This window comes from Salipiger sp. ABF4_146 (genome assembly GCF_056161345.1).
Window position 1 is genome coordinate 1 of the sequence record NZ_JBSWYX010000028.1, and the last position, 19,577, is coordinate 19,577.

The following is a 19,577-nucleotide window of genomic DNA, read 5'->3' on the forward strand; positions in this document are numbered from 1 at the left end:
CCGCTCGCGCGGGGGCCGTGGCCGCCGCAGCGGCGGTGGCGGCGGAGGCAGCCGCGCCAAGGCGCACGCTTAGGCCTGATCTGGCCCAGCTTTAGGAAACATGAAAAAGGCGCGGAGGTTCTCCGCGCCTTTTGCCTGTCAGGTCGAACGGCGCACACCCCGCCTACATCGGCGCCACGAAGCCCCCGAACAACCGTCTGCAATCCTCCGCCGCAAGCATGCAGGCCACCGGGCGCTCCACCCCAATCGCTTCGTTCATCGCGTGCAGCACGCGGTGCGCCAGAACCGGATCGCCAAAGAACTGACCATCGCGCAGTTCGGTCTTCTGCTCGCCCTCCGCGGCTTCATAGATCACGGCACCATCCTTGATCGTCGCCAGCACATCGATCTCGGCCAGCGTCTCGGGGTCCACCGCCATCGGGTCGTCCGACAGGATCACGAAATCCGCCCGTTTGCCCACTTCGATCGAGCCTTTGCTGCCTTCTTCGAAATGCTGCCACGCGGGCCAGATGGTCAGCGCCTTCAGCCCCTCCATCACGCTCACCCGCTGCGCCGGGCCGAGGATATCGCCCGAGCGCGTCCGCCGCGTCACCGTGGCCGAGAGGATCCGCATGCTGTCGGGGAAGGCCACCGGCGCATCATGGTGCGAGCCGAACATCATCCCGCGCTGCCGCACCCAGCCGGTGGGCGAGATATTGTCGGCACGGACCGGGCCAACGGTGTGATCGCGGTGCCAGTCGCCCCAATAGAATGTGTGCATGGGAAACAGCGACGGGAAAATCCCCAGCCGCTGGATGCTGTCCACCTGATCTTCGCGCAGGAACTGGCCGTGCACCAGCACCGGGCGGTTGGTCGGCGCCCCGTATTTCTCTTCCGCAGCGCCAATGGCCGCGATCAGCATGTCCGACGCGCCCTCGCCATTGGCATGGGTGATGATCTGGTAGTCGTGGCCAAAGCACCAGTCCACAGCATCCGCCACCTGCTCCTCGGTGATCGCCGCATAGCCCTTGTAGCCCGGCGGGTAATCCCCGACCGGATCGTAGTAGGGGCGGTCGCGCAGCGCGGTGAACCCCTGAGGCGAGCCGTCGATGGTCAGCTTGCAGCCGCCCACCCGCACGTGGCCGTCATAGTCATGGGAGAAATTCGCCTCGATGAAGTCCCGTGCTTCCAGCACATCGGGAAAGGCCACCACGTCGATCGGAAGCTCTCCCTTGGCATCCACCGCCCGCAGCGCCTCGACATTGCCCGCGCTCGAGCGGCCCTCCTGACCGGTGGTATAGCCAAAGCGTGCCCAAAGCTCTGCCCCGGCCTTGGCAAAGGTCTCAAAGCCCTCGGGCCCCAATTGCCCCAGCAACGGCACAAGCGTGCCGAAGAACGCGTATTCCTCGAGCACGCCGTTGGGCCGCCCGTCTGCGCCGCGGCGGATCACCCCGCCCGGCGGGTTCTCCGAGTCGTCGGTAATCCCGGCAAGTTCCAGCGCCTTTGAATTCGCCACGCCCAAGTGCCCCGACTGGTGGATGATCAAGACCGGAATGTCGCGCGACACCGCATCCAGATCGTCGCGCGTGGGATGGCGCAACTCGGCCAGTTGCGCGTTGTCATAGCCGAAGCCGACGATGAGGTTCACCGCCTCCACCGCCTCGCGGTTCTCTTCCGCCCAGTCGCGCAGCCCTTGTTGCAGGCTGGCGATATCCGTCACGTCACCGTCGGGCGGTGCCAGCATGTTGGCCGAGAGCGCCTGAATGCCGCCCAGCACCACGTGGCCATGGCTGTCGACAAAACCGGGCAGCATCGTTCTGCCGCCCAGATCGTACATCTCGGTCCCTTCGCCCTGCAGCGCCGAGACGTCCTCCATGGAGCCGACGGCAAGGATCGTCCCATCCTTCTCGGCAACCGCCTCGGCGGTCGGCTGCGTGTCATTGATCGTAAGAATCGGCCCGCCGGAATAGATGGTGTCCGCAACCTCCTGCGCCAGCACCCCTGCCGAGCCAAATACCGTCATCAGCAGCGCCGTGCTGCCTGCAATCATCCGCATCGAAATCCCTCCCATGTGCCGCGCCTATGCAACCATAGCGACTGCAGTCTCGCACAAAGTTGATCTGACGCAATTCTACGTAAGGCCTGAGGGCGTAATTCGACGAGAAGAGAAAATCCGCCGCTGGCGATGTTCACCTGCTTCGCATATCGCTCAGCTCGCGCCAGAACAGAGGGGTCAGCAGAACGTAGACGGTGATCATCTCCAGCCGGCCTAGGTACATGGCAAAGGCGAGGATCAGCTTCACCGGGTCGCTCAGCGTGGCGAAATTCCCCGCCGGCCCGATGATCGGCCCAACCCCCGGCCCGACGTTGGCCAGCGCGGTCAGTGCTGCGCTCGCGGAGGTCGAGAAATCCAGCCCGAAGAAATCCAGCACGATGGTAAAGCCGCCAAAGGTCAGCCCGTAGAACATCATGAAGACGATGACGCTGCGCATGGTGTCCTCGTCCACCCGGCGGCCCTCGTAGCGGATCGCGGTCACCGCGTGCGGCGCGCGGATGGTCTGCATCTTGGCCTTCACCGCGCGCGCGAACAGCACCCAGCGCATCGCTTTGGCACCGCCCGCGGTCGATCCGGTACAGCCCCCCGCCGCAGTCAGCAGAAAGAAGGCGACGGCGGCGAACGGCCCCCAAAGCGTGTAGTCGGTGGTGGCATAGCCGGTGGTGGTCACCACCGAGACCACGTTGAAGGCCACCGCCGTGGCCGCCTCGAAAGGACGCATCCCCTCGTCGACCACCAGCCAGATCGACAGCACGGCGATCACCACCACCAGCCCCTTCACCAACGCCTCGACCTGCTCGCTGCGCAGCGCGCGGCGGTGCAGCCCGCGCACGTACCACGCGAACGGCAGCGCCCCCAGAAGCATGAAGACCGTCGCCGTCCACTGCAGAAACGGGCTGGTGAAATGCCCGAACGAGGCATCATAGCCCGAATAGCCGCCGGTCGAGAGCGTGGTCATCGCATGGGTCAGCGCATCGAACGGCCCCATGCCCCCAACAAGGTAGAGCACGCCGCAGACCGCCATCAGCGCCAGATAAATGCTCAACGTCGCCGAGGCGAAAGAGGCGGCACTGCGCAGTTCCTTCTCGCCCTTGTCCGAGCTTTCGGTGCGGAACAGTTGCATCCCGCCCACCTGCAGCATCGGCAGCATAGCAATGCCCGTCACGATAAACCCGACACCGCCCACCGCCTGCAACAGCGCGCGCCACAGGATGATGCCATGCGGCGTGCCATCAAGCCCGCTCATCACCGTCGAGCCGGTGGTGGTGATCCCCGACATCGCCTCAAACACCGCGTCGACCGGCGACAGCCCCCATTGCCAAAGCGGCACCGCCCCGGCGACGGCGGCAGTCACCCAGACCGAGGAGGTCAGCAGGAAGGTGTGCAGCCGGTTCAGGTCAAGAAATTCCGACCACGTCGACAGGCTCACCCCCACGCCGACCATGCCGACCAGCACTGCCGAAACGCCAAAGACCCCGGAGGTGGCAGGAAAGACCAACGCCACCACGCCCATCAGCGCGGCGAAGAACACGCAGACCAATCCGTTGATGAAATAGATGAAGCTCATGACCGCGTGCTCTCGATTGCCCGGCGCAGCGCTCTGCCCGACCGGGGCAGAACTGCGCCGATTTCAACTCCACTTTTTCCAAAGGCACAATCGGCTTCTTTGCAGCCGCAGCAATGAGCGGTCCGGCGCCACGACGACCGCAAGGCGTATGCATGGTTTGTGCATGCGATGTGCATGCCCTGTGCCCCCTTTCTCGGGCGCTGCCGATGGTCTACCTCTGGCGCTTGCGATTATCCTGAAGGGCGCCGCCATCATGAAACCCATCCGCCTGATTTCCGGCATCCTCACGGTCGGCTTCTGGACGCTGGCCAGCCGCGTCCTCGGCGTTGCGCGCGAGATTTTCATTCTCGCCTATATCGGCCCGGGCCCGGTGATGGACGCTTTCGTGGCCGCCTTCCGCCTGCCCAACATGTTCCGCCGCTTTTTTGCCGAAGGCGCCTTCAACGCCGCGTTTGTGCCAATATTTTCAAAGAAGTACGAAGGCGAGGAAGACCCGCTGAAGTTCGGCAGCCAAGCGATGAACGGCCTTGCCTTCGTGCTGTTGCTGCTCTCGGCGTTGGCGCTGATCTTCATGCCCGCGCTGGTCTGGGCCACCGCCGGAGGCTTTGCCGCAGATAACCGCTTTGACCTGACGGTCGGCTACGGGCGTATCGTCTTTCCCTACATCTTCTTCATCTCGCTCGCCGCACTGTTCTCGGGCGCTCTGAACGCCACCGGCCATTTCGCCGCCGCCGCCGCGGCCCCGGTGCTGCTGAACATCTTCGTGGTGCTGGCAATGGTCGCCGGAAAGGCGCTGGATGGCGATATAATTCAATGGCTTGTCTGGACGATTCCGCTGGCGGGCGTGGCGCAGCTTGGGCTCGTCTGGGTCGCTGCCGAACGCGCCGGGATCAAGCTGCGCCCCGGTCGTCCGCGCTGGAACGCCGACATGAAACGACTGGTCCGCGTTGCCGTGCCCGCAGCCCTCGCAGGGGGGGTCATGCAGGTCAACCTGCTGGTCGGCCAGCAGGTCGCCTCGAACTTCGAGAAGGCGGTGGGATGGCTCTACGCCGCCGACCGTCTCTATCAACTCCCCCTCGGCGTCGTCGGCATTGCGGTCGGCATCGTACTGCTGCCCGATCTATCCAGACGATTGAAAGCGCAGGACGAATCCGGCGCCCGCCACGCCTTTTCGCGCGCCGGAGAGCTGTCACTGGCGCTGACCGTGCCTGCCGCCGTGGCGCTGATCGTCGTGCCGCTGCCGATCGTCGCGGTGCTGTTCCAGCGCGGCGCCACCTCCATGGCCGATGCGCAGGCCATCGCCTTCGCCGTCGCCATCTACGGGCTGGGGCTACCCGCCTTCGTTCTGCAAAAGGTGCTGCAACCTCTGTTCTTTGCCCGCGAGGACACCCGAACGCCCTTTCGCTACGCGCTGTGGTCTATGGCGGTGAACGCGGTGCTGGCGATTGGCCTCGCGCCGGTTCTGGGCTGGTACGCGCCCGCCATCGCCACCACCTGCGCGGCATGGACCATGGTGGCGCAGCTGGCCTGGGGCGGGCGCAAACTGGGCGAGGTGGCACGCTTCGATGCGCGCTTCCGCCAGAGAATTCTGCGCATCTGTCTTGCCTCTGTCATCATGGGGGTCATCCTATGGGGAACTATGACCGCCCTCGGACCGTTGCTTGAGAGAAGCTATTGGCGGAGCCTCGCCCTTGTCGGCCTGATCCTCGTTGGGATCCTTTCTTACGGGATCGCGGGGCAGGCGGTCGGGGCATTCCGCCTGTCCGAGTTCCGCACCGCTTTTCGCCGCAAGGGCTAATACATGACGCTGACACCGCTGATCACTGCCGCCGAGGGGTTTCCCGCCCTGGAGAGGCTGTGCAATGACGCGCAAGACGAGCTCGTGATGAGCTTTCGCATCCTCGACCCTCGAACCAAAATCCGCACCCCCGAGCTGCGCGCGAAGGGCCTCGAAAACTGGGCTGACCTGCTGGCCGATGTCGCCGGCCGCGGCGTGAAGCTGCGTCTGATCATCTCCGACTTCGATCCGGTCTTCACCTCTACGCTGCACCGCAATGCATGGCGCTCTGCCAGCACCTTCGCCGAGCGCCTTCAGGGCACTGACACGGAAATCCTCTGCGCCCCGCACGGGCAGAACGCCGGCTGGGTCTGGCGACTGGCGATGCGCGGGCCCATCGCCCGCCACATGCAAAAGCTCCGTCAGGAAGAGCAAAGCAGCCTCACCCCGGTGCAGCGCGCCGTTCTAAAAGGCGCCGTCGCGCTGCGCCCTGTGACGATCCATCAGAAGTTCGCCGTCGCCGACGGCAAGGCCTCGGTGATCGGCGGGCTCGACATCAACGAACGGCGCTTTGACACGCCCGAGCACGACCGCCCCGCCGACGAGACATGGCACGACGTGTCGATGCGGGTGGATGATGCGGATTTCTCCGCCGCGCTGCGCCACCATTTCGGCGAATGCTGGAACGCCGCGCTGGACTGCAACACGCCCTGCCTCACCGGCAAGGCCGAACGGTTTGACACTGCCAAACGTCCGCAGGCACCCGCCGACCTGCGCGTCGTGCGCACCTTCTCGGCCCCCTGCAGCGGCCCGGCGCGGCTGTCGCCGCGCGCCGCGATCACCGAGCACGAAAAAACCGTGATCGACATGATCGGCGAGGCCAAGCGGCACATCTACATCGAAACCCAGTTCCTGCGGCATCGCCCGGTCGCAGAGGCACTTGCCAAAGCCGGCCAGCGGCACGGCGACCTGCAACTGATCGTGCTCATGCCCTCTTTCCCCGACCGGGTGCTCTACGAGGGCCATGAGGGCTGGGACACGCGCCATGGTCATGCACTGCAGACCGAGGCGGTGGCAAAAGTGGCGAAGGCCTTCGGCGACCGCGCCGCCTTCGTCTCGCCGGGCCAGCACAGCGAGTCGCGCGAGGACATCCCCGATCTGCTTGGCTCAGGCCCGATCTACGTGCACTCGAAGGTGACTCTGGTGGACGACCGGGTCGGCCTCGTCGGCTCGGCCAATCTCAACGGCCGCTCGCTGCGCTGGGACACCGAAGCCTCGGTGCTGTTCAGGCGCCCGGACGCAGTGCATAATCTGCAGCGGCAGCTGGCCCGTACATGGCTCGGCGACCACCTGAACGGCCATGACCCGGTCAGCGCCCGTACGTGGCGTCAGGCCGCGCTGGCCAATGCCGCGCATCCGCCGGAGAACCGCGAGGGCTTTGTGCTGCCCTACCCGCAGGCCGAAGGGCGCGCCTTCTCCAAGCCACTGCCAGTGCTGCCCGCCGACATGTTTTGACGGGCGGCATATAAGACAAGGGTGGCGCTCAGCGGCGCTGACGCAAGCGCTGCCGCAGCCGCCCCCAGCCGCCCGGCACCAGAACCACGGTCAACACGAAGCCGGAGGCGAAACCGCCCAAATCGGCCACCCAGTCGAGACTGCCGCCGAACAGCAGCCCGAACAGCAGCTGAATGCCCAGCAGGATGCCGATCAGCGAAAACGCCCGCGCCTGCTGCGCGCCCATCTGCCCCAGCCGCAGCCACAGCAGGTAGGTGAAGCCGCCGATCAGCCCGTACACCGGGGGAAACGCCCCGATCAGTGGCACCGGCGTGCTGACGAACCCATAGGCCAGCGCCCCGCCAAAGCTCGACACCGCAAGGATCGCCAGCGTGCGCCAGCTTCCCAGCGCCTCGCCCACCATCTTGCCAAGCGCCAGCAGCATAACGGCGGCAAACAGCGCATGGCTGAAGCTGCCGTGCACGAAGGGATAGCTGAAGAACCGGATCAGATGCTGCGCCGGGAACTGCCCGGTCGACAGCATCCAGTGCCATATCTCGCCCGAAAAGGCGAAACGCTGCAGCGCGTCGAGCCGCCAGCCGACGGCGCCGGGCCCGCCCAGCAGCCCGCGCGCGCCGAGCGAGAAGGCCGCTTCGACCCCCACGATCACCACGGCCAGCGCCACGATCACGGGCGGCAGCGAATTGAACGGCGAGACATTGTGCTGGTGCGCCATGGTGGCCTCTTTCTTGACGGCATGTCGGGCCATGGGTAAGCCAGCCAAGACAGAATTTCCAGACGGAGGAAGCCCATGTCCGACGCGGGCGACATCAATTCCGCTTTCACGCCACGCGTGTTTTCCGGCATCCAGCCCTCGGGCGGGCTGACGCTGGGCAACTACCTTGGCGCGATCAAGCGTTTCGTCGACATGCAGGACAGCGGGGTCGAGACGATCTACTGCGTCGTCGACATGCATGCGATCACCGTCTGGCAGGACCCCGAGGCGCTGCGCCGCCAGACCCGCGAGTTGACCGCCGGCTATCTGGCCGCTGGCCTCGATCCGCAGAAATCGATCCTGTTCAACCAAAGCCAAGTGCCCGGCCACGCCCAGCTTGGCTGGATCTTCAACTGCGTCGCGCGGCTCGGCTGGATGAACCGGATGACCCAGTTCAAGGACAAGGCCGGCAAGAACGCCGAGAAGGCCTCGCTGGGCCTTTATGCCTATCCCGCGCTGATGGCCGCCGACATTCTGCTCTACCACGCCACCCACGTGCCCGTGGGCGAGGACCAGAAGCAGCACGTCGAACTGACCCGCGACATCGCGGCGAAGTTCAACCACGACTACGGCACCGAGTTCTTTCCGATGACCGCGCCGGTGATCGAGGGCGCGGCCACCCGCGTGATGAGCTTGCGAGACGGTTCCAAGAAGATGTCGAAATCCGATCCCTCGGACGCTTCGCGCATCAACATGACCGATGACGCCGACGCCATCGCCAAGAAGATCCGCAAGGCCAAGACCGATCCGGACGGGCTGCCGTCGGAGGCCAAGGGCCTCGAAGGCCGGCCCGAGGCGCGCAACCTCGTCAACATCTACGCCGCCCTTGCCGGGCAAAGCGTCGACGAGGTTCTGGCCGTGGCTGGCGGCAAGCAGTTCTCGGAGTTCAAGCCGATGCTGGTGGATCTGGCGGTCGACAAACTGGCGCCGATCTCCAGCGAGATGGCGCGGCTGATGCAGGACCCGGCGCAGATCGACGCGATCCTCGCCGATGGCGCAGGCCGTGCTCGCAAGATCGCCGACCCGATCCTCGAAAAGACCTACGAGATCGTCGGCATGGTCGGCGCCAAGGCCTGACAAGACCTGCCAAGACCTGACAAGACCCGACAAGGCGCCACAGCCACTGTCGACCTGCACCTGTAAGGCCGTCCAAGGGGCGGCCTTTCGCCTTTCGGGGCCCGCCACGACGCGTCCGGCGGCAGGCCGCGCTTTTCGTGCTACACTGCCCACCATCGCCCATCCAGCGCCCATCCATCGCCCTGGGCTTGAGGGAGGACCTACGCGATGACACTTACCCCCGATCGCACGTGGATCGCATGGACCGGGATGGAAACCGATCTGATCTTCAACCACGGTGTCGACCTGCCGCATTTCGCCGCCTTCCCGATGATCGACGAGACCGAGGGCCGGGCCCGGCTGCGCGGCTATGCCGAGGCGCTGATCGGCATTGGTCGCGACACCGGCGTTGGCGTCATCCTCGACACGCCGACATGGATGGCCAACCCCGACCGCGCCGCGCCCGTCGGCTACACCGCCGACGACCTCGCCCGCGTGACGCAAGAGACGGTGGCGCTGCTGCGCGAGAGGACCGCGACCCACCTCGACGTCGCCACGCGGATCAGCGTGCAGATCGGTCCGCAGGGCGATGGCTACCAGCCCGGCATGACCGCCGCCGAGGCCTCTGCCGCCTATCACGGCCCGCAGGTCCGCGCCGCCGCCGACGCCGGGGCCGACATGATCAGCGCCTACACGCTTGGCGCCGCCGGAGAGGCGATCGGCATCGCCAAGGCCGCGGAAGAGGCAGGCATCCCCGCGCTCATCGCCTTCACCGTGGAAACCGATGGCCGGCTGGCCGACGGCGCGCTGCTGTCGGAAGCCGTGCAGCGTCTCGCCGGGGCCACCGAACCTGCGGCGATCATGGTCAACTGCGCCCATCCGGAGCATATCGCCGAGGCCTTTGACGGCGGCGAGTGGGAGGCCCATCTGGCGGGCATCGTCGCCAATGCCTCACGCCAGAGCCACGCCGAGCTCGACGCCTGCGAGACGCTGGACGACGGCGACCCCGAGGAGCTTGCCGCGCAGCTCGCCGAGCTGCAGCGCAGCCACCCGGGGCTGCGGGTGCTCGGGGGCTGCTGCGGCACCGACCTGCGCCATCTGCGCGCGATCGCGCGCCGGGTGGCGGGCGTCTCAGCCTAGCGCAACCCGCGCCGCCAGCCGCAACGCGTGGCTGGCGTCCTGCGCGGCCACCGGCATCACCGGATCATAGGCGGCCCGGATCAGCGCACCGATCTCCGGCTTCAGCACGACGCGGCCATCTTCCAGCCGCCCCAACGGCGAGCGCGCCGCAAAAGCGCCATTGCCCCAAGTCAGCATCACCTGCGCCACTTGCGCCAGAGCCAGATCCTCGGCAGGCATGTTGGTCAGGCTCGCATCCATCCGCAGGAAGACAAAGGCCGCCTTGATCGACCCGTCGCTGTCAAAGCGGAACACCCGGTACTGGTTCGCCTCGCTTGCCTGCAGCCGTTCAACCATCTGCGGCAGCCCGTCGATCATTCGCCCGAGGTCCGGCAGGTCCAGCAGCTCGGCCCAGTCGCGGAAGAAGAACACCATGACATTGGCGCCAAGCTCGGGATCGTGCTCGGCCATCTTGTGGCCCGACATGGCGCAGACCACCTCGAAGGCGCCCTTGACCACCGAGAGCGTCGCATCCTCGACGCCGAAGACGATGGGCACCAGCGGCCGCCCCCAACGGGCGCACAGGTAGGTCCCGTCATCGCGGGTAAACAGCGCTTCGACCTCGGCCGCGTCCATGGCTCGCCCCTTCTTCTCTTTGGCAAATACGCATAGCGCGGCACGCGCCACGCGGCGCTCCACCTGCCACGCCGGGCGCCGCCGCGCAAGATGCACGGCACACCCCGAGGCGCGTCAGCCGTCGAAGAGCGACCCCTGCCCCGGCGTCTGCGGTCGCGGCACCGGCAACCCGAGATGATCCCACGCCCGCTGCGCCAGCATGCGCCCGCGCGGGGTGCGCTGGATCAGCCCCTGCTGCAGCAGATAGGGCTCGATCACCTCCTCCAGCGCGTCGCGGCTTTCCGACAGCGCCGCCGACAGCGTCTCGATGCCCACCGGCCCGCCGGAATAATTCTCGGCCATCAGCGTCAGATATCGCCGGTCGGCCCCGTCGAGCCCAAGCTGATCGACCCCGAGCCGGGTCAGCGCGCCATCTGCCAGTTCGCGGGTGACCACGCCGTCGCCCTCGACCACGGCGAAGTCCACCACGCGGCGCAGCAGCCGCCCGGCGATCCGCGGCGTGCCGCGGGCGCGGCGGGCAATCTCGCGCGCACCATCGGGCTCTGCCCGCACGCCCAGCTTCACCGCATTGCGGCTGACGATCTCGTTGAGCTCATCCTCGGTGTAGAATTGCAGGCGCGTCGGAATGCCGAAACGATCGCGCAGCGGCGTGGTCAGAAGGCCGAGACGGGTGGTCGCTCCGACCAGCGTGAAAGGCTGCAGTTCGATCCGCACGGTGCGTGCCGCCGGGCCCTCGCCGATCACCAGATCAAGCTCGTAGTCTTCCATCGCCGGGTAGAGCACCTCCTCGACCGCCGGATTGAGCCGGTGGATCTCGTCGATGAACAGCACATCGCGCGCCTCTAGGTTGGTCAGGATCGCCGCCAGATCGCCGGCCTTGGCCAGCACCGGCCCGGAGGTCATGCGAAAGCCCACCCCAAGCTCGCGCGCCATGATCTGCGCCAGCGTCGTTTTGCCAAGCCCCGGAGGTCCGTGAAACAGCGTGTGGTCCATCGACTCGCCGCGCGACCGCGCGGACTGGATGAACACCCGCAGGTTGGCGCGCGCCTCGGCCTGACCGATGAAATCGCCCAGCATCTGCGGGCGCAGCGCGCGGCCCTCGTCCTCGGGCAGCGGGTCGGGGCGCAACGTGGGATCGCTCTCGACCATGCGTTACCCTTTCGGCGCCAGCAGCCGCAGCGCGGCGCGGATCAGGCCGGAGGTCTCGGCCTCCGGGTCCTCGCCAGCCGCCTGCGCCACCGCCGAGGCCGCTTCGCCGGGACCATAGCCAAGGTTGCTCAACGCTGAGAGCGCCTCGGATTGGGCCGAGGCGTTGGGTTTCGCGGCGGGGGCCTTGCGCGGCGCGGCAGGCACAGGCGTCGGCGCAGGATCGTCTTCGATCACCACATCTGCGGCCGAGGCCGCCTGCCCCGCCCCCATGGCCATGACCATCGGCGCCTTGTCCTTGAGTTCGTTGATCACCCGCTGCGCGGTCTTCGGCCCGATGCCCTTCGCCGCCTTCACTGCTGTCCAGTCGCCAAGCGCGATAGCGCGGCTGACGCCGTCCGGCCCCAGCGTGCCGAGGATCGCCAGCGACGCCTTGGCCCCGACCCCCTGCACCGACATCAGCAGCCGAAACCATTCCTTTTCCACCAGCGTTGGAAAGCCGTAGAGTTGCAGCAGGTCCTCGCGCACCAGAAGGTCAGTATAAAGCGCCGCCGCCTCGCCGGGTGCCAGCGTCGCCAGCACGCGGTCCGAGCAATAGACCACATAGCCCACGCCGCGCACGTCGATCAGCGCGTGATCATCGCCCTTGTAGTCCACCCGTCCGGCGATACGTCCGATCATGCCTTCACCTTCATTCTCTGCGCGCCCTGATGGTGCGCGTGGCAAATCGCGATGGCCAGCGCATCCGCCGCGTCGGGACCGTGGATGACCACGCCCGGCAGTTGCATCTTCACCATGTGATCCACCTGTGTCTTATCCGCGTGGCCGACGCCGACCACCGTTTTCTTCACCGTGTTGGGCGCGTATTCGCCAATCTCCAGCCCGAACTGCGCCGGCACCAGCATGGCGATGCCGCGCGCCTGCCCCAGCTTCAGCGTCCCGGCGCCGTCGCGGTTCACGAAGGTCTGCTCCACCGCCGCGATCTGCGGCTGCCAGCGGTGCAGCACATCGGTCAGCTGTTCGTGCAGGGTCAGCAAACGCGCGGCCAAAGTACCCTGCCCCGAATCGCATGTTCCGTTGGCGATATGCCGCAAACGGCTTCCGTCGGCCTCGATCACCCCCCAGCCGAGGTGCCGAAGGCCCGGATCGATTCCGATGACCCGCATTCCATCACTGCCCAATGTTGTTTTTCTACCACGCAGTTAGCACGAAACGCGAACATCCGCCAAGCCCTCGCCCCTGTGCAATTGCCCGAGCGCAGAGCAGTTGCGTTCACCGCGCCACGATCACCTCCGAAACACGACATTCTGGCGCCAATGGCCGACGCGCAGAGCCTGGATAATAAGCTGTTCTCTCGGCGTTTTGCTCAATTCGTTTGCTATGTGAAAACTGCAGCCCACCCATGCATTTTTCCCAGCTTGTCGCAAATGCTGCCCACCTCTATCTGGCGATTAGATTTCAGGCACTTTGAAAACTTCCAGACAAGGACACTGACCAATGGCCGTCTATGACTACTCGCGCGACGCATCCGGCGCCGCAGGCCTCGCAGGCCGCATCGGCAACGTTTTCGTTTCCGGCTTCGCTCCCATCGCTGACCAGACCCCGCGCTCGGCTGGCCTCTTCGCGACCCTCTTCGGCATCGTCGCCGAATGGAACGACACGCGCCTGACCCGCAAGAGCCTCGAAGCTCTGAGCGACCGTGAACTCGACGATATCGGCCTGACCCGTGGCGACATCGCTGCCATCGCACGCCGTCGCTGATCACATGACAGATCAAGCGCAAAGGCCGCGGTCCTGAAGAGGACGGCGGCCTTTCCTTTTGGAGCGATGCGATGATCGCTTCGAGTATTGCCCGAGGGCTTAGGTCAGCAGCGCCTGCAGACCGATGCCGATCCACAGCGTGACCGGATCGACGCCCAGCACCCAAGCGCCCAATTTGTCCGCGAGATTGCCATCGGCGAGATGCGACAGATGCTCGGCGTAATTCGCCGGCCCCAGATTGGCGAGCATCACGCCCTTGAACACCAGAAAACCAAGCAGCGTCAGCAGCAGACCCGGCAGCCGTATCGGCGACAGGCGGCGGATCGGACGGTGTTCGAAATTGCCGTTCCGGTTGATCTTGGTGACATAGCCCTGTGCCAGCTTGCGGTGCTTTTGCGTCACTGCACGCTGACGACGCTCGAAACTTTTGAGAGCGCTTTCCATACCGCGGAACCCCTCTAACCAATTAAATACGGGGCGTATTTGGAAGGGAACCGCGGCAAAATTTAGGCAAAATAGCGTCTATTGCGCCCTTTTTCGTTCACAAAGGCTTGCGCAGCGTCAACGTAACCCATTCCCCGATTTCGTCGCGCAGAACCTTCTCGACACCCGCCTTGGCATAGGCGTCGATCACCTCGTCGGCCTGACGGATCAGGATTCCCGACAGGATCGCATAGCCGCCCGGCGCCAGATGCGCCGCCATGTCGGGCGCCAGATCGATCAGCGGTTGCTTGAGGATATTGGCGAAAACCAGATCGAAGGGTGCGCGGGCAGCAAGGTCGGGATGGCCAAAACCCGCGGCTTCGACGCAGATCACCTTGTCGGTCAGATTGTTGGCGCGGACGTTGGCCTCGGCCACCTCGACCGCCACCTCGTCGATGTCCGACACGATCACCGGGTTCGGCCAGATGCGCGCGGCGGCCATGCCCAGCACGGCAGTGCCGCAGCCGATATCGGCCACATTTTCGCCAACCATACCCTCGTTCGCCAGCCGGTCCAGCGCCCGCAAACAGCCCAGAGTGGTGCCGTGGTGCCCGGTGCCAAAGGCCATGGCCGCCTCGATCAGCAGCGGCTCGGCGCCTTCGGGGATCTTGTCGGCGTCATGCGAGCCGTAAACAAAGAAGCGCCCGGCCTCGACCGGGGTCAGTTCGCGGCGCACCTTGTCGACCCAGTCCTGATCCGGCACTTCCGACACCACGAAAGGCGCGGCGCCATAGGCTGCAGACAGCAGCGCCAGTTCCACGTCGCTCGGCGGTTCGAGGAAGTAGCCACCCACTTCCCACGTGCCGGTGCCGTCCTCGATCTCGAAGACGCCAACGCCGGTGGGCTCAGGCTCGAGATCTTCGATGGCCTCGCCCAGGGCCTCGGCGGCGGTCTTGTCGCTCAGCTTGGTGAAGGCGGTCCAGGTCTTGGCCATGTGATGCTCTCCGTTCAGGGTTGGCCTGCCCGATAGCGCGTTTGCCGCGTCAGCGCCAGCCTTGCCGTGCGCCACAACGGCCCTTGGCTGCGGTTCACTCGGCAGGCTGCGGCGGCAGGCGCGGTGCAAAGATGGTCTCGTAGCCGGGGCTGGGATGGCGCGGGATCATCAGCGCCAGCGCCAGCGACACCAGCGCCATGCCCGCCGCCAGACCGAACACCGCGCCGGGCGAGACCAGCCACAGATACCCCAGTGCGAAGGGCAGAAACACCGCCGCGATATGGTTGATGGTAAAGGCGACGGCGGCGGTGGGGGCGATGTCGCCCGGATCGGCGATCTTTTGGAAGTAGGTCTTCAGCGCCAGCGCGAGGGCAAAGAAGATATGGTCGATCACATAAAGGACCGAGGCCAGCACCACGCCCCAGTGAAACCAGTAGAGCCCGCCATAGGCGAGAAAGACCATCACCAGCCCGGCGTATTCGAACAGCAGCACCCGACGCTCGCCGTAGCGGTGCACCGCTTTGCCCAGCAGCGGCGCGAAGGCCATATTGGCCATGAGGTTGATCAGATAAAGCGCCGTCACCTCGTGCACCGCAAAGCCGAAGCGCTCGACCATCATGAACCCGGCAAAGACCACGAAGATCTGCCGCCGCGCCCCCGACATGAACTGCAGCGCGTAGTAGAGCCAGTAGCGGCGGCGCAGCACGAAGGACTTGCGCTGCGGGTTCGGGCTTTCGAACTGCGGGAAGGCCAGCGCGCAATAGCCGGTGATCGCCAGCGTCAGCCCACCAGAGACGAGGTAGACGAAATTGTATGAAAGATCGAACGCCTCCCATGTCATCACGATCGCAACATAGGCGATCAGCGTCGCCCCCGAGGCGGCGGCCAGCAACCAGCCCAGCATCTGCGGCGCGCGATCTTTCGGCAGCCATTGCAGTTGCAGCGACTGGTTCACCGTCTCGTAATAGTGAAACCCGATGGAGCTTAGCAGCGTGACCATCAGCAGCCCGCCCATGCTGGGGAACCACGCGGTCACCGCCGTCGCCACGCCCAGCAGCGAAAGCGCGATCAGCGCCAGCACCTGCTCGCGCATCACCAGCAGCACTGCGATCACCCCTATCGCAAGAAAGCCGGGTATCTCGCGAACCGTGTGCAGCCAGCCAATGTCCGAGCCGTCGAATTGCGCCGCCTCGATGACAAAGTTGTTGAGCAGCGCCGACCATGTGGCAAAGCTCAAAGGCATGGCGATCGCCATGAGGAACAGCAGCGTCACAGGGCGGCGCCAGAGCGGCAGCGCCCGCGCCTGCCCAAGGGGCACGATACGGGTCATCCCCTTGCGATAAGCGGTTTGCGGCGCCTTGGCGAGAGGCAAGGCGCCCGCGGCTCAGCTTTCCGAAAAGCGGTACTCGACATCGGAAAAGCGATCGCGCGGAAAGACGTAGAGGAATCGCAGCCCCTCCTCGCCCGCCACGGTGCCATGCTCGGCCTCATGAGGGATGAACAGCGCCACGTTGGGTCCGATCTCATGTGCATTGCCGTCGATGGTGACGATGCCAGACCCCGCGAGGCCAAAGTACATCTCGGCCGGTCCATGGCGATGCGCTTTGAGCGTGCCGAAGGCGCCGAACTCGGCGATGCCCATCACCATGCCTGCGGTGGCGGTGCGGTCAGCACAGAACAGCGTGCGCCAGCGGACCGTGCCAAACGCAGGGTCTTCGCCACCTTCAAGCGGGGCATGGTCCGCGTTGGCGACAACCGGGATCCCGGAGAGCAGAGCACTGGAAAGCATGTCGTGCATTGGCGTGGTCATGGCGCGTCTCCCCAACAAGGGCCCAACTGCCCCAAGCCTGCCGGCCAAGCGCGCATCGGTCGCGCCAGTTTGCGACAGCGATGTCGCGGGCGGATCGCAGCGCCGTGATCTGGATCAATGCCATCACATTCCACTTCTGTGATTGGTTCCACAGCCTAGGAGGAGGACGGATATGCAACTCGTCTCACTCGTCGACGCGATCGGAGAGGGCCCGACCGCCGCACTGTTTGGCCTGCTCACCGGAACCATATTCGGCATCGCCGCGCAGCGTTCGCGCTTCTGCCTGCGGGCGGCGGTGGTGGAATTTGCGCGGGGCAGCATGGGCGACAAGCTGGCGGTCTGGCTGCTGACCTTCTCGACCGCGCTGGTCTGGGTGCAGGGCTTGCAGCTTCTGGGGCTGTTCGATGCTGGCAACGCGCGGATGATGGCGGTGCCCGGAAGCTGGTCCGGCGCGATCCTTGGCGGGCTGATGTTCGGCGCGGGCATGGTGCTGGCCAATGGATGTTCGGGGCGGCTGCTGGTCCTCGCCGCGACGGGCAACCTGCGGTCGGTGATCTCCGGGCTGATCTTTGCCGTGGTGGCGCAGATGTCGCTCTCGGGGCTGCTGGCGCCGTGGCGCGACCGGCTGGCCGCGCTCTGGATCACCGAAGGCGGGCGCAACATGGACCTGCTCTCGGCCCTGCATCTGCCGCGCGGCGCGGGGCTGGCGCTTGGGCTTGGCATCGCGCTGCTGGCGCTGGAACTGGCGCGGCGCAATCGCATCGGCCTGCCGCGGCTGGTCTTCGCGTCTGGCGTCGGCTTTGCGGTGGCGCTGGGGTGGGGGCTGACCTTTGCGCTGTCGAATGTCGCCTTCGACCCGGTTCAGGTGGAAAGCGCAACGTTCACGGGCCCCTCGGCGCATACGCTGATGGTGTTCCTGCAGCGCCCGGCGGTGGTGGATTTCGACGTCGGGCTGATCGCCGGCGTTTTCCTCGGCGCGCTGTTGGCCGCCGCATGGGCGCGCGACCTGAAACTTCAGGGCTTCGAGGGCCCGACCCCGCTACGCAACGCGATGATCGGCGCGGCGCTGATGGGCTTCGGCGGGATGCTGGCGGGCGGCTGCGCCATTGGCGCTGGGGTCACCGGCGGCTCGATCTTTGCCGGGACAGCGTGGCTGGCGCTGTTTTGCATGTGGCTCGGCGGCATGGCCACCGAAGTGCTGATGGGCGGGCGGCGCGCGAGCGCGCCCGCCTGACCCTCAGCTCACACCCATTTCGCCAGCGGCGGCAGGCTCATCAGCACCGCATCCGGGTCGTGCCCGGTGGCGAGGCCGAATTTGGTGCCCCGATCGTAGACGAGGTTGTATTCCGCATAGAGGCCGCGATGCACAAGCTGCGCGTCCTTCTCGGCCTCGCCGAACGCCATGCCCCGGCGCTTTTCGACCAGTGGCAGGTAGGCCGGCAGGAACGCCCGGCCGATGTCTTGCACCAATGCGAAATCCGCCTCCCAGTCGCCGGTGTTGCGATCATCCATGAAGATGCCGCCGACGCCGCGCGCCCGCTTGCGGTGTGGGATGTAGAAGTATTCGTCCGCCCAGGCCTTCAACTCGGGATAGAGCGTCTCGCCATGCGGATCGAGGTACTCTTTTTGCGTGGCATGGAAATGCGCGGTGTCCTCGTCGTACTCGAGGCAGGGGTTGAGGTCCGATCCGCCGCCGAACCACCACGCCCCCGGCGTCCAGAACATGCGGGTGTTCATGTGCACCGCGGGGGCATGCGGGTTCTGCATATGGGCCACGAGGCTGATGCCAGAGGCCCAGAAGCGCGGATCGTCCTCGATCCCCGGCACACCACGCGCCGCCATGGATTTCTGCGCTGCCTCGCCCAGCGTGCCGTAGACGGTCGAGACGTTCACCCCGACCTTCTCGAACACCCGGCCGCCGCGCATCACGCTCATCAGCCCGCCGCCCGCATCGCTGCCGTCGTCGGCGGTGCGCGTGGTCGGTGTCACCGTGAAGCGGCCCGCCGTATGGTCGGACAGCGGCCCTTCGGCATGGCTGTCCTCCAGCGCCTCAAACGCCTCCACGATCTCGTCGCGCAGGGCGCGAAACCAATGCGAGGCGCGGGTCTTCTGCGCGTCGAACACGTCGGTCATCTGGTCTCTCCTGCCCGGCTCAGTGCATCGGCGCGCCGACCGGGTCGACCAGCGTGCGGCCACCGTCGACGGTCATGATCTGTCCGGTCATAAAGCCCGACGCCTCGGAGGCGAGGAATTGCACCGCCTCACACACTTCGCCGGGCCCGGCGATGCGGCCCGCGGGCGTGTGCTTTTCGATCTCTTCGCGGTAGCCGGGGTGCTCTTTGAGGATGTTCTTCAGGCTCGAGGACATCAGCGAGCCGAAGGCCACCGAGTTCACCCGAATGCGCTGATCGGCGAGCGACACCGCCATCGACCGCGTCAGCTGATCCAGCGCCGCGACCGACACCGAATACCCCAGCAGATGCGGGTTGGTCCGGCAGGCGGCGATCGACGAGATATTGATGATCGTGCCAGCGCAGCGGTCTTCGTGGCCCTCGGCCTGTTTGATCATCCGCTTGGCCACGATTTGGCTGAGCCGCATTGCTGGCAGCAGGTTCTGGCCCAGCATCGTCTCGAGCGAGGCATCCTCGCAGTCGTGCACGTTGGTCGGCAGGATCTGCCGCGCGCCGTTGACCAGAATATCGACCCGGTCATAGGCATCCAGCGTCGCCGACAGCAGGTTGGCAAGCGTCAGCTTCTCGCGCAGGTCGCCGGCGAAGTAACGCATGTTGCTGTCTTCTTCGACCTTGCCGCATTCCTTGGCGAGCCGGTTCTCATCCATGTCCGCAAACATGACGTTGGCGCCGCGCGCCGCAAAGTGCCGGGCGATGGCCAGCCCCACGCCATTGGCGGCGCCGGTCACGATGGCGGTCTTGCCTTCGATGGAAAAACTCATGGGAATCCCTTGAATGTTTGCGCCACGCTAA

19 protein-coding genes are annotated in these 19,577 nt (G+C 65.9%); 6 read left to right on the forward strand and 13 right to left on the reverse strand.

From position 1 onward, the window contains the following. Positions 1–163: 163 nt before the first annotated feature. Positions 164–2,035, reverse strand: coding sequence for an amidohydrolase (locus ACXAJT_RS24565; RefSeq protein WP_475240555.1), 1,872 nt, complete (start codon positions 2,033–2,035; stop codon positions 164–166). Positions 2,036–2,168: 133 nt separating this feature from the next. Next, positions 2,169–3,602 carry a TrkH family potassium uptake protein gene (locus ACXAJT_RS24570; RefSeq protein WP_475240561.1) on the reverse strand — a complete coding sequence of 478 codons (1,434 nt, stop codon included), beginning with the start codon at positions 3,600–3,602 and terminating at the stop codon, positions 2,169–2,171. 253 nt (positions 3,603–3,855) lie between these two features. Here ACXAJT_RS24570 and murJ point away from each other — a divergent pair, with 253 nt between their 5' ends. After that, entirely contained in the window at positions 3,856–5,400 is a 1,545-nt protein-coding gene (murJ, locus tag ACXAJT_RS24575) for a murein biosynthesis integral membrane protein MurJ (protein ID WP_475240566.1), read from the forward strand. 3 nt (positions 5,401–5,403) lie between these two features. Then, a complete protein-coding gene (locus ACXAJT_RS24580) occupies positions 5,404–6,894 on the forward strand; it encodes a phospholipase D family protein (RefSeq protein ID WP_475240569.1) in 1,491 nt (496 codons plus the stop codon). A gap of 28 nt (positions 6,895–6,922) precedes the next feature. Here the strand turns inward: ACXAJT_RS24580 and ACXAJT_RS24585 are convergent, their stop codons facing one another. Further along, on the reverse strand, positions 6,923–7,609 hold the full coding sequence (locus tag ACXAJT_RS24585) for a rhomboid family intramembrane serine protease (protein ID WP_475240573.1): 687 nt from the start codon (positions 7,607–7,609) through the stop codon (positions 6,923–6,925). Positions 7,610–7,684: 75 nt separating this feature from the next. On the opposite strand from ACXAJT_RS24585, the gene trpS reads away from it, so the two are divergent. Together trpS and ACXAJT_RS24595 are read left to right on the forward strand one after the other, a co-directional pair. Beyond that, the gene (trpS, locus tag ACXAJT_RS24590) at positions 7,685–8,725 is read left to right on the forward strand and encodes a tryptophan--tRNA ligase (RefSeq protein WP_475240576.1); all 1,041 of its coding nucleotides are present in this window, start codon (positions 7,685–7,687) and stop codon (positions 8,723–8,725) included. Between the two features lie 207 nt (positions 8,726–8,932). Then, positions 8,933–9,844 carry a homocysteine S-methyltransferase family protein gene (locus ACXAJT_RS24595; RefSeq protein ID WP_475240581.1) on the forward strand — a complete coding sequence of 304 codons (912 nt, stop codon included), beginning with the start codon at positions 8,933–8,935 and terminating at the stop codon, positions 9,842–9,844. Here ACXAJT_RS24595 and ACXAJT_RS24600 read toward each other — a convergent pair. From ACXAJT_RS24600 to ruvC, 4 genes are all read right to left on the reverse strand, one after another. After that, positions 9,836–10,459 carry a hypothetical protein gene (locus ACXAJT_RS24600; protein WP_475240583.1) on the reverse strand — a complete coding sequence of 208 codons (624 nt, stop codon included), beginning with the start codon at positions 10,457–10,459 and terminating at the stop codon, positions 9,836–9,838. The genes ACXAJT_RS24595 and ACXAJT_RS24600 overlap by 9 nt on opposite strands. A gap of 114 nt (positions 10,460–10,573) precedes the next feature. After that, positions 10,574–11,608, reverse strand: a complete 1,035-nt coding sequence (gene ruvB, locus ACXAJT_RS24605) for a Holliday junction branch migration DNA helicase RuvB (RefSeq protein WP_475240585.1) — start codon at positions 11,606–11,608, stop codon at positions 10,574–10,576. A 3-nt stretch (positions 11,609–11,611) separates the two neighbouring features. Further along, positions 11,612–12,286, reverse strand: a complete 675-nt coding sequence (ruvA, locus tag ACXAJT_RS24610) for a Holliday junction branch migration protein RuvA (protein ID WP_475240589.1) — start codon at positions 12,284–12,286, stop codon at positions 11,612–11,614. Continuing rightward, entirely contained in the window at positions 12,283–12,771 is a 489-nt protein-coding gene (gene ruvC, locus ACXAJT_RS24615; protein WP_475240595.1) for a crossover junction endodeoxyribonuclease RuvC, read from the reverse strand. The genes ruvA and ruvC overlap by 4 nt, the downstream gene beginning before the upstream one ends. A 331-nt stretch (positions 12,772–13,102) precedes the next feature. Between ruvC and ACXAJT_RS24620 the strand changes: the two genes are divergently transcribed. Next, on the forward strand, positions 13,103–13,366 hold the full coding sequence (locus tag ACXAJT_RS24620; protein WP_475240599.1) for a DUF1127 domain-containing protein: 264 nt from the start codon (positions 13,103–13,105) through the stop codon (positions 13,364–13,366). A 99-nt stretch (positions 13,367–13,465) separates the two neighbouring features. Here ACXAJT_RS24620 and ACXAJT_RS24625 read toward each other — a convergent pair whose 3' ends face one another. The 4 genes from ACXAJT_RS24625 to ACXAJT_RS24640 form a co-directional block, all read right to left on the reverse strand. Beyond that, on the reverse strand, positions 13,466–13,810 hold the full coding sequence (locus ACXAJT_RS24625; protein ID WP_475240603.1) for a hypothetical protein: 345 nt from the start codon (positions 13,808–13,810) through the stop codon (positions 13,466–13,468). A gap of 97 nt (positions 13,811–13,907) precedes the next feature. Further along, positions 13,908–14,783 carry a 50S ribosomal protein L11 methyltransferase gene (locus tag ACXAJT_RS24630; RefSeq protein ID WP_475240606.1) on the reverse strand — a complete coding sequence of 292 codons (876 nt, stop codon included), beginning with the start codon at positions 14,781–14,783 and terminating at the stop codon, positions 13,908–13,910. 94 nt (positions 14,784–14,877) lie between these two features. Further along, positions 14,878–16,113: an MFS transporter gene (locus ACXAJT_RS24635; protein ID WP_475240797.1), complete on the reverse strand. Its 1,236-nt coding sequence runs from the start codon at positions 16,111–16,113 to the stop codon at positions 14,878–14,880. Positions 16,114–16,167: 54 nt separating this feature from the next. Continuing rightward, positions 16,168–16,593, reverse strand: a complete 426-nt coding sequence (locus ACXAJT_RS24640; protein ID WP_475240609.1) for a cupin domain-containing protein — start codon at positions 16,591–16,593, stop codon at positions 16,168–16,170. A gap of 172 nt (positions 16,594–16,765) precedes the next feature. Here ACXAJT_RS24640 and ACXAJT_RS24645 point away from each other — a divergent pair, with 172 nt between their 5' ends. Next, on the forward strand, positions 16,766–17,827 hold the full coding sequence (locus ACXAJT_RS24645; RefSeq protein WP_475240613.1) for a YeeE/YedE family protein: 1,062 nt from the start codon (positions 16,766–16,768) through the stop codon (positions 17,825–17,827). Positions 17,828–17,835: 8 nt separating this feature from the next. Here the strand turns inward: ACXAJT_RS24645 and hemF are convergent, their stop codons facing one another. After that, complete coding sequence (hemF, locus tag ACXAJT_RS24650) at positions 17,836–18,726, reverse strand: oxygen-dependent coproporphyrinogen oxidase (protein ID WP_475240615.1); 891 nt, start codon at positions 18,724–18,726, stop codon at positions 17,836–17,838. Positions 18,727–18,745: 19 nt separating this feature from the next. Then, positions 18,746–19,546, reverse strand: a complete 801-nt coding sequence (locus tag ACXAJT_RS24655) for an SDR family NAD(P)-dependent oxidoreductase (RefSeq protein WP_475240620.1) — start codon at positions 19,544–19,546, stop codon at positions 18,746–18,748. Positions 19,547–19,577: the final 31 nt, after the last annotated feature.

Bases quoted from the DNA above. Each gene is read 5' to 3' on its own strand.
- ACXAJT_RS24565 (WP_475240555.1), bottom strand. From the start codon at position 2,035: ATGCGGATGATTGCAGGCAGCACGGCGCTGCTGATGACGGTATTTGGC.
- ACXAJT_RS24570 (WP_475240561.1), bottom strand. From the start codon at position 3,602: ATGAGCTTCATCTATTTCATCAACGGATTGGTCTGCGTGTTCTTCGCC.
- murJ (WP_475240566.1), top strand. From the start codon at position 3,856: ATGAAACCCATCCGCCTGATTTCCGGCATCCTCACGGTCGGCTTCTGG.
- ACXAJT_RS24580 (WP_475240569.1), top strand. From the start codon at position 5,404: ATGACGCTGACACCGCTGATCACTGCCGCCGAGGGGTTTCCCGCCCTG.
- ACXAJT_RS24585 (WP_475240573.1), bottom strand. From the start codon at position 7,609: ATGGCGCACCAGCACAATGTCTCGCCGTTCAATTCGCTGCCGCCCGTG.
- trpS (WP_475240576.1), top strand. From the start codon at position 7,685: ATGTCCGACGCGGGCGACATCAATTCCGCTTTCACGCCACGCGTGTTT.
- ACXAJT_RS24595 (WP_475240581.1), top strand. From the start codon at position 8,933: ATGACACTTACCCCCGATCGCACGTGGATCGCATGGACCGGGATGGAA.
- ACXAJT_RS24600 (WP_475240583.1), bottom strand. From the start codon at position 10,459: ATGGACGCGGCCGAGGTCGAAGCGCTGTTTACCCGCGATGACGGGACC.
- ruvB (WP_475240585.1), bottom strand. From the start codon at position 11,608: ATGGTCGAGAGCGATCCCACGTTGCGCCCCGACCCGCTGCCCGAGGAC.
- ruvA (WP_475240589.1), bottom strand. From the start codon at position 12,286: ATGATCGGACGTATCGCCGGACGGGTGGACTACAAGGGCGATGATCAC.
- ruvC (WP_475240595.1), bottom strand. From the start codon at position 12,771: ATGCGGGTCATCGGAATCGATCCGGGCCTTCGGCACCTCGGCTGGGGG.
- ACXAJT_RS24620 (WP_475240599.1), top strand. From the start codon at position 13,103: ATGGCCGTCTATGACTACTCGCGCGACGCATCCGGCGCCGCAGGCCTC.
- ACXAJT_RS24625 (WP_475240603.1), bottom strand. From the start codon at position 13,810: ATGGAAAGCGCTCTCAAAAGTTTCGAGCGTCGTCAGCGTGCAGTGACG.
- ACXAJT_RS24630 (WP_475240606.1), bottom strand. From the start codon at position 14,783: ATGGCCAAGACCTGGACCGCCTTCACCAAGCTGAGCGACAAGACCGCC.
- ACXAJT_RS24635 (WP_475240797.1), bottom strand. From the start codon at position 16,113: ATGACCCGTATCGTGCCCCTTGGGCAGGCGCGGGCGCTGCCGCTCTGG.
- ACXAJT_RS24640 (WP_475240609.1), bottom strand. From the start codon at position 16,593: ATGACCACGCCAATGCACGACATGCTTTCCAGTGCTCTGCTCTCCGGG.
- ACXAJT_RS24645 (WP_475240613.1), top strand. From the start codon at position 16,766: ATGCAACTCGTCTCACTCGTCGACGCGATCGGAGAGGGCCCGACCGCC.
- hemF (WP_475240615.1), bottom strand. From the start codon at position 18,726: ATGACCGACGTGTTCGACGCGCAGAAGACCCGCGCCTCGCATTGGTTT.
- ACXAJT_RS24655 (WP_475240620.1), bottom strand. From the start codon at position 19,546: ATGAGTTTTTCCATCGAAGGCAAGACCGCCATCGTGACCGGCGCCGCC.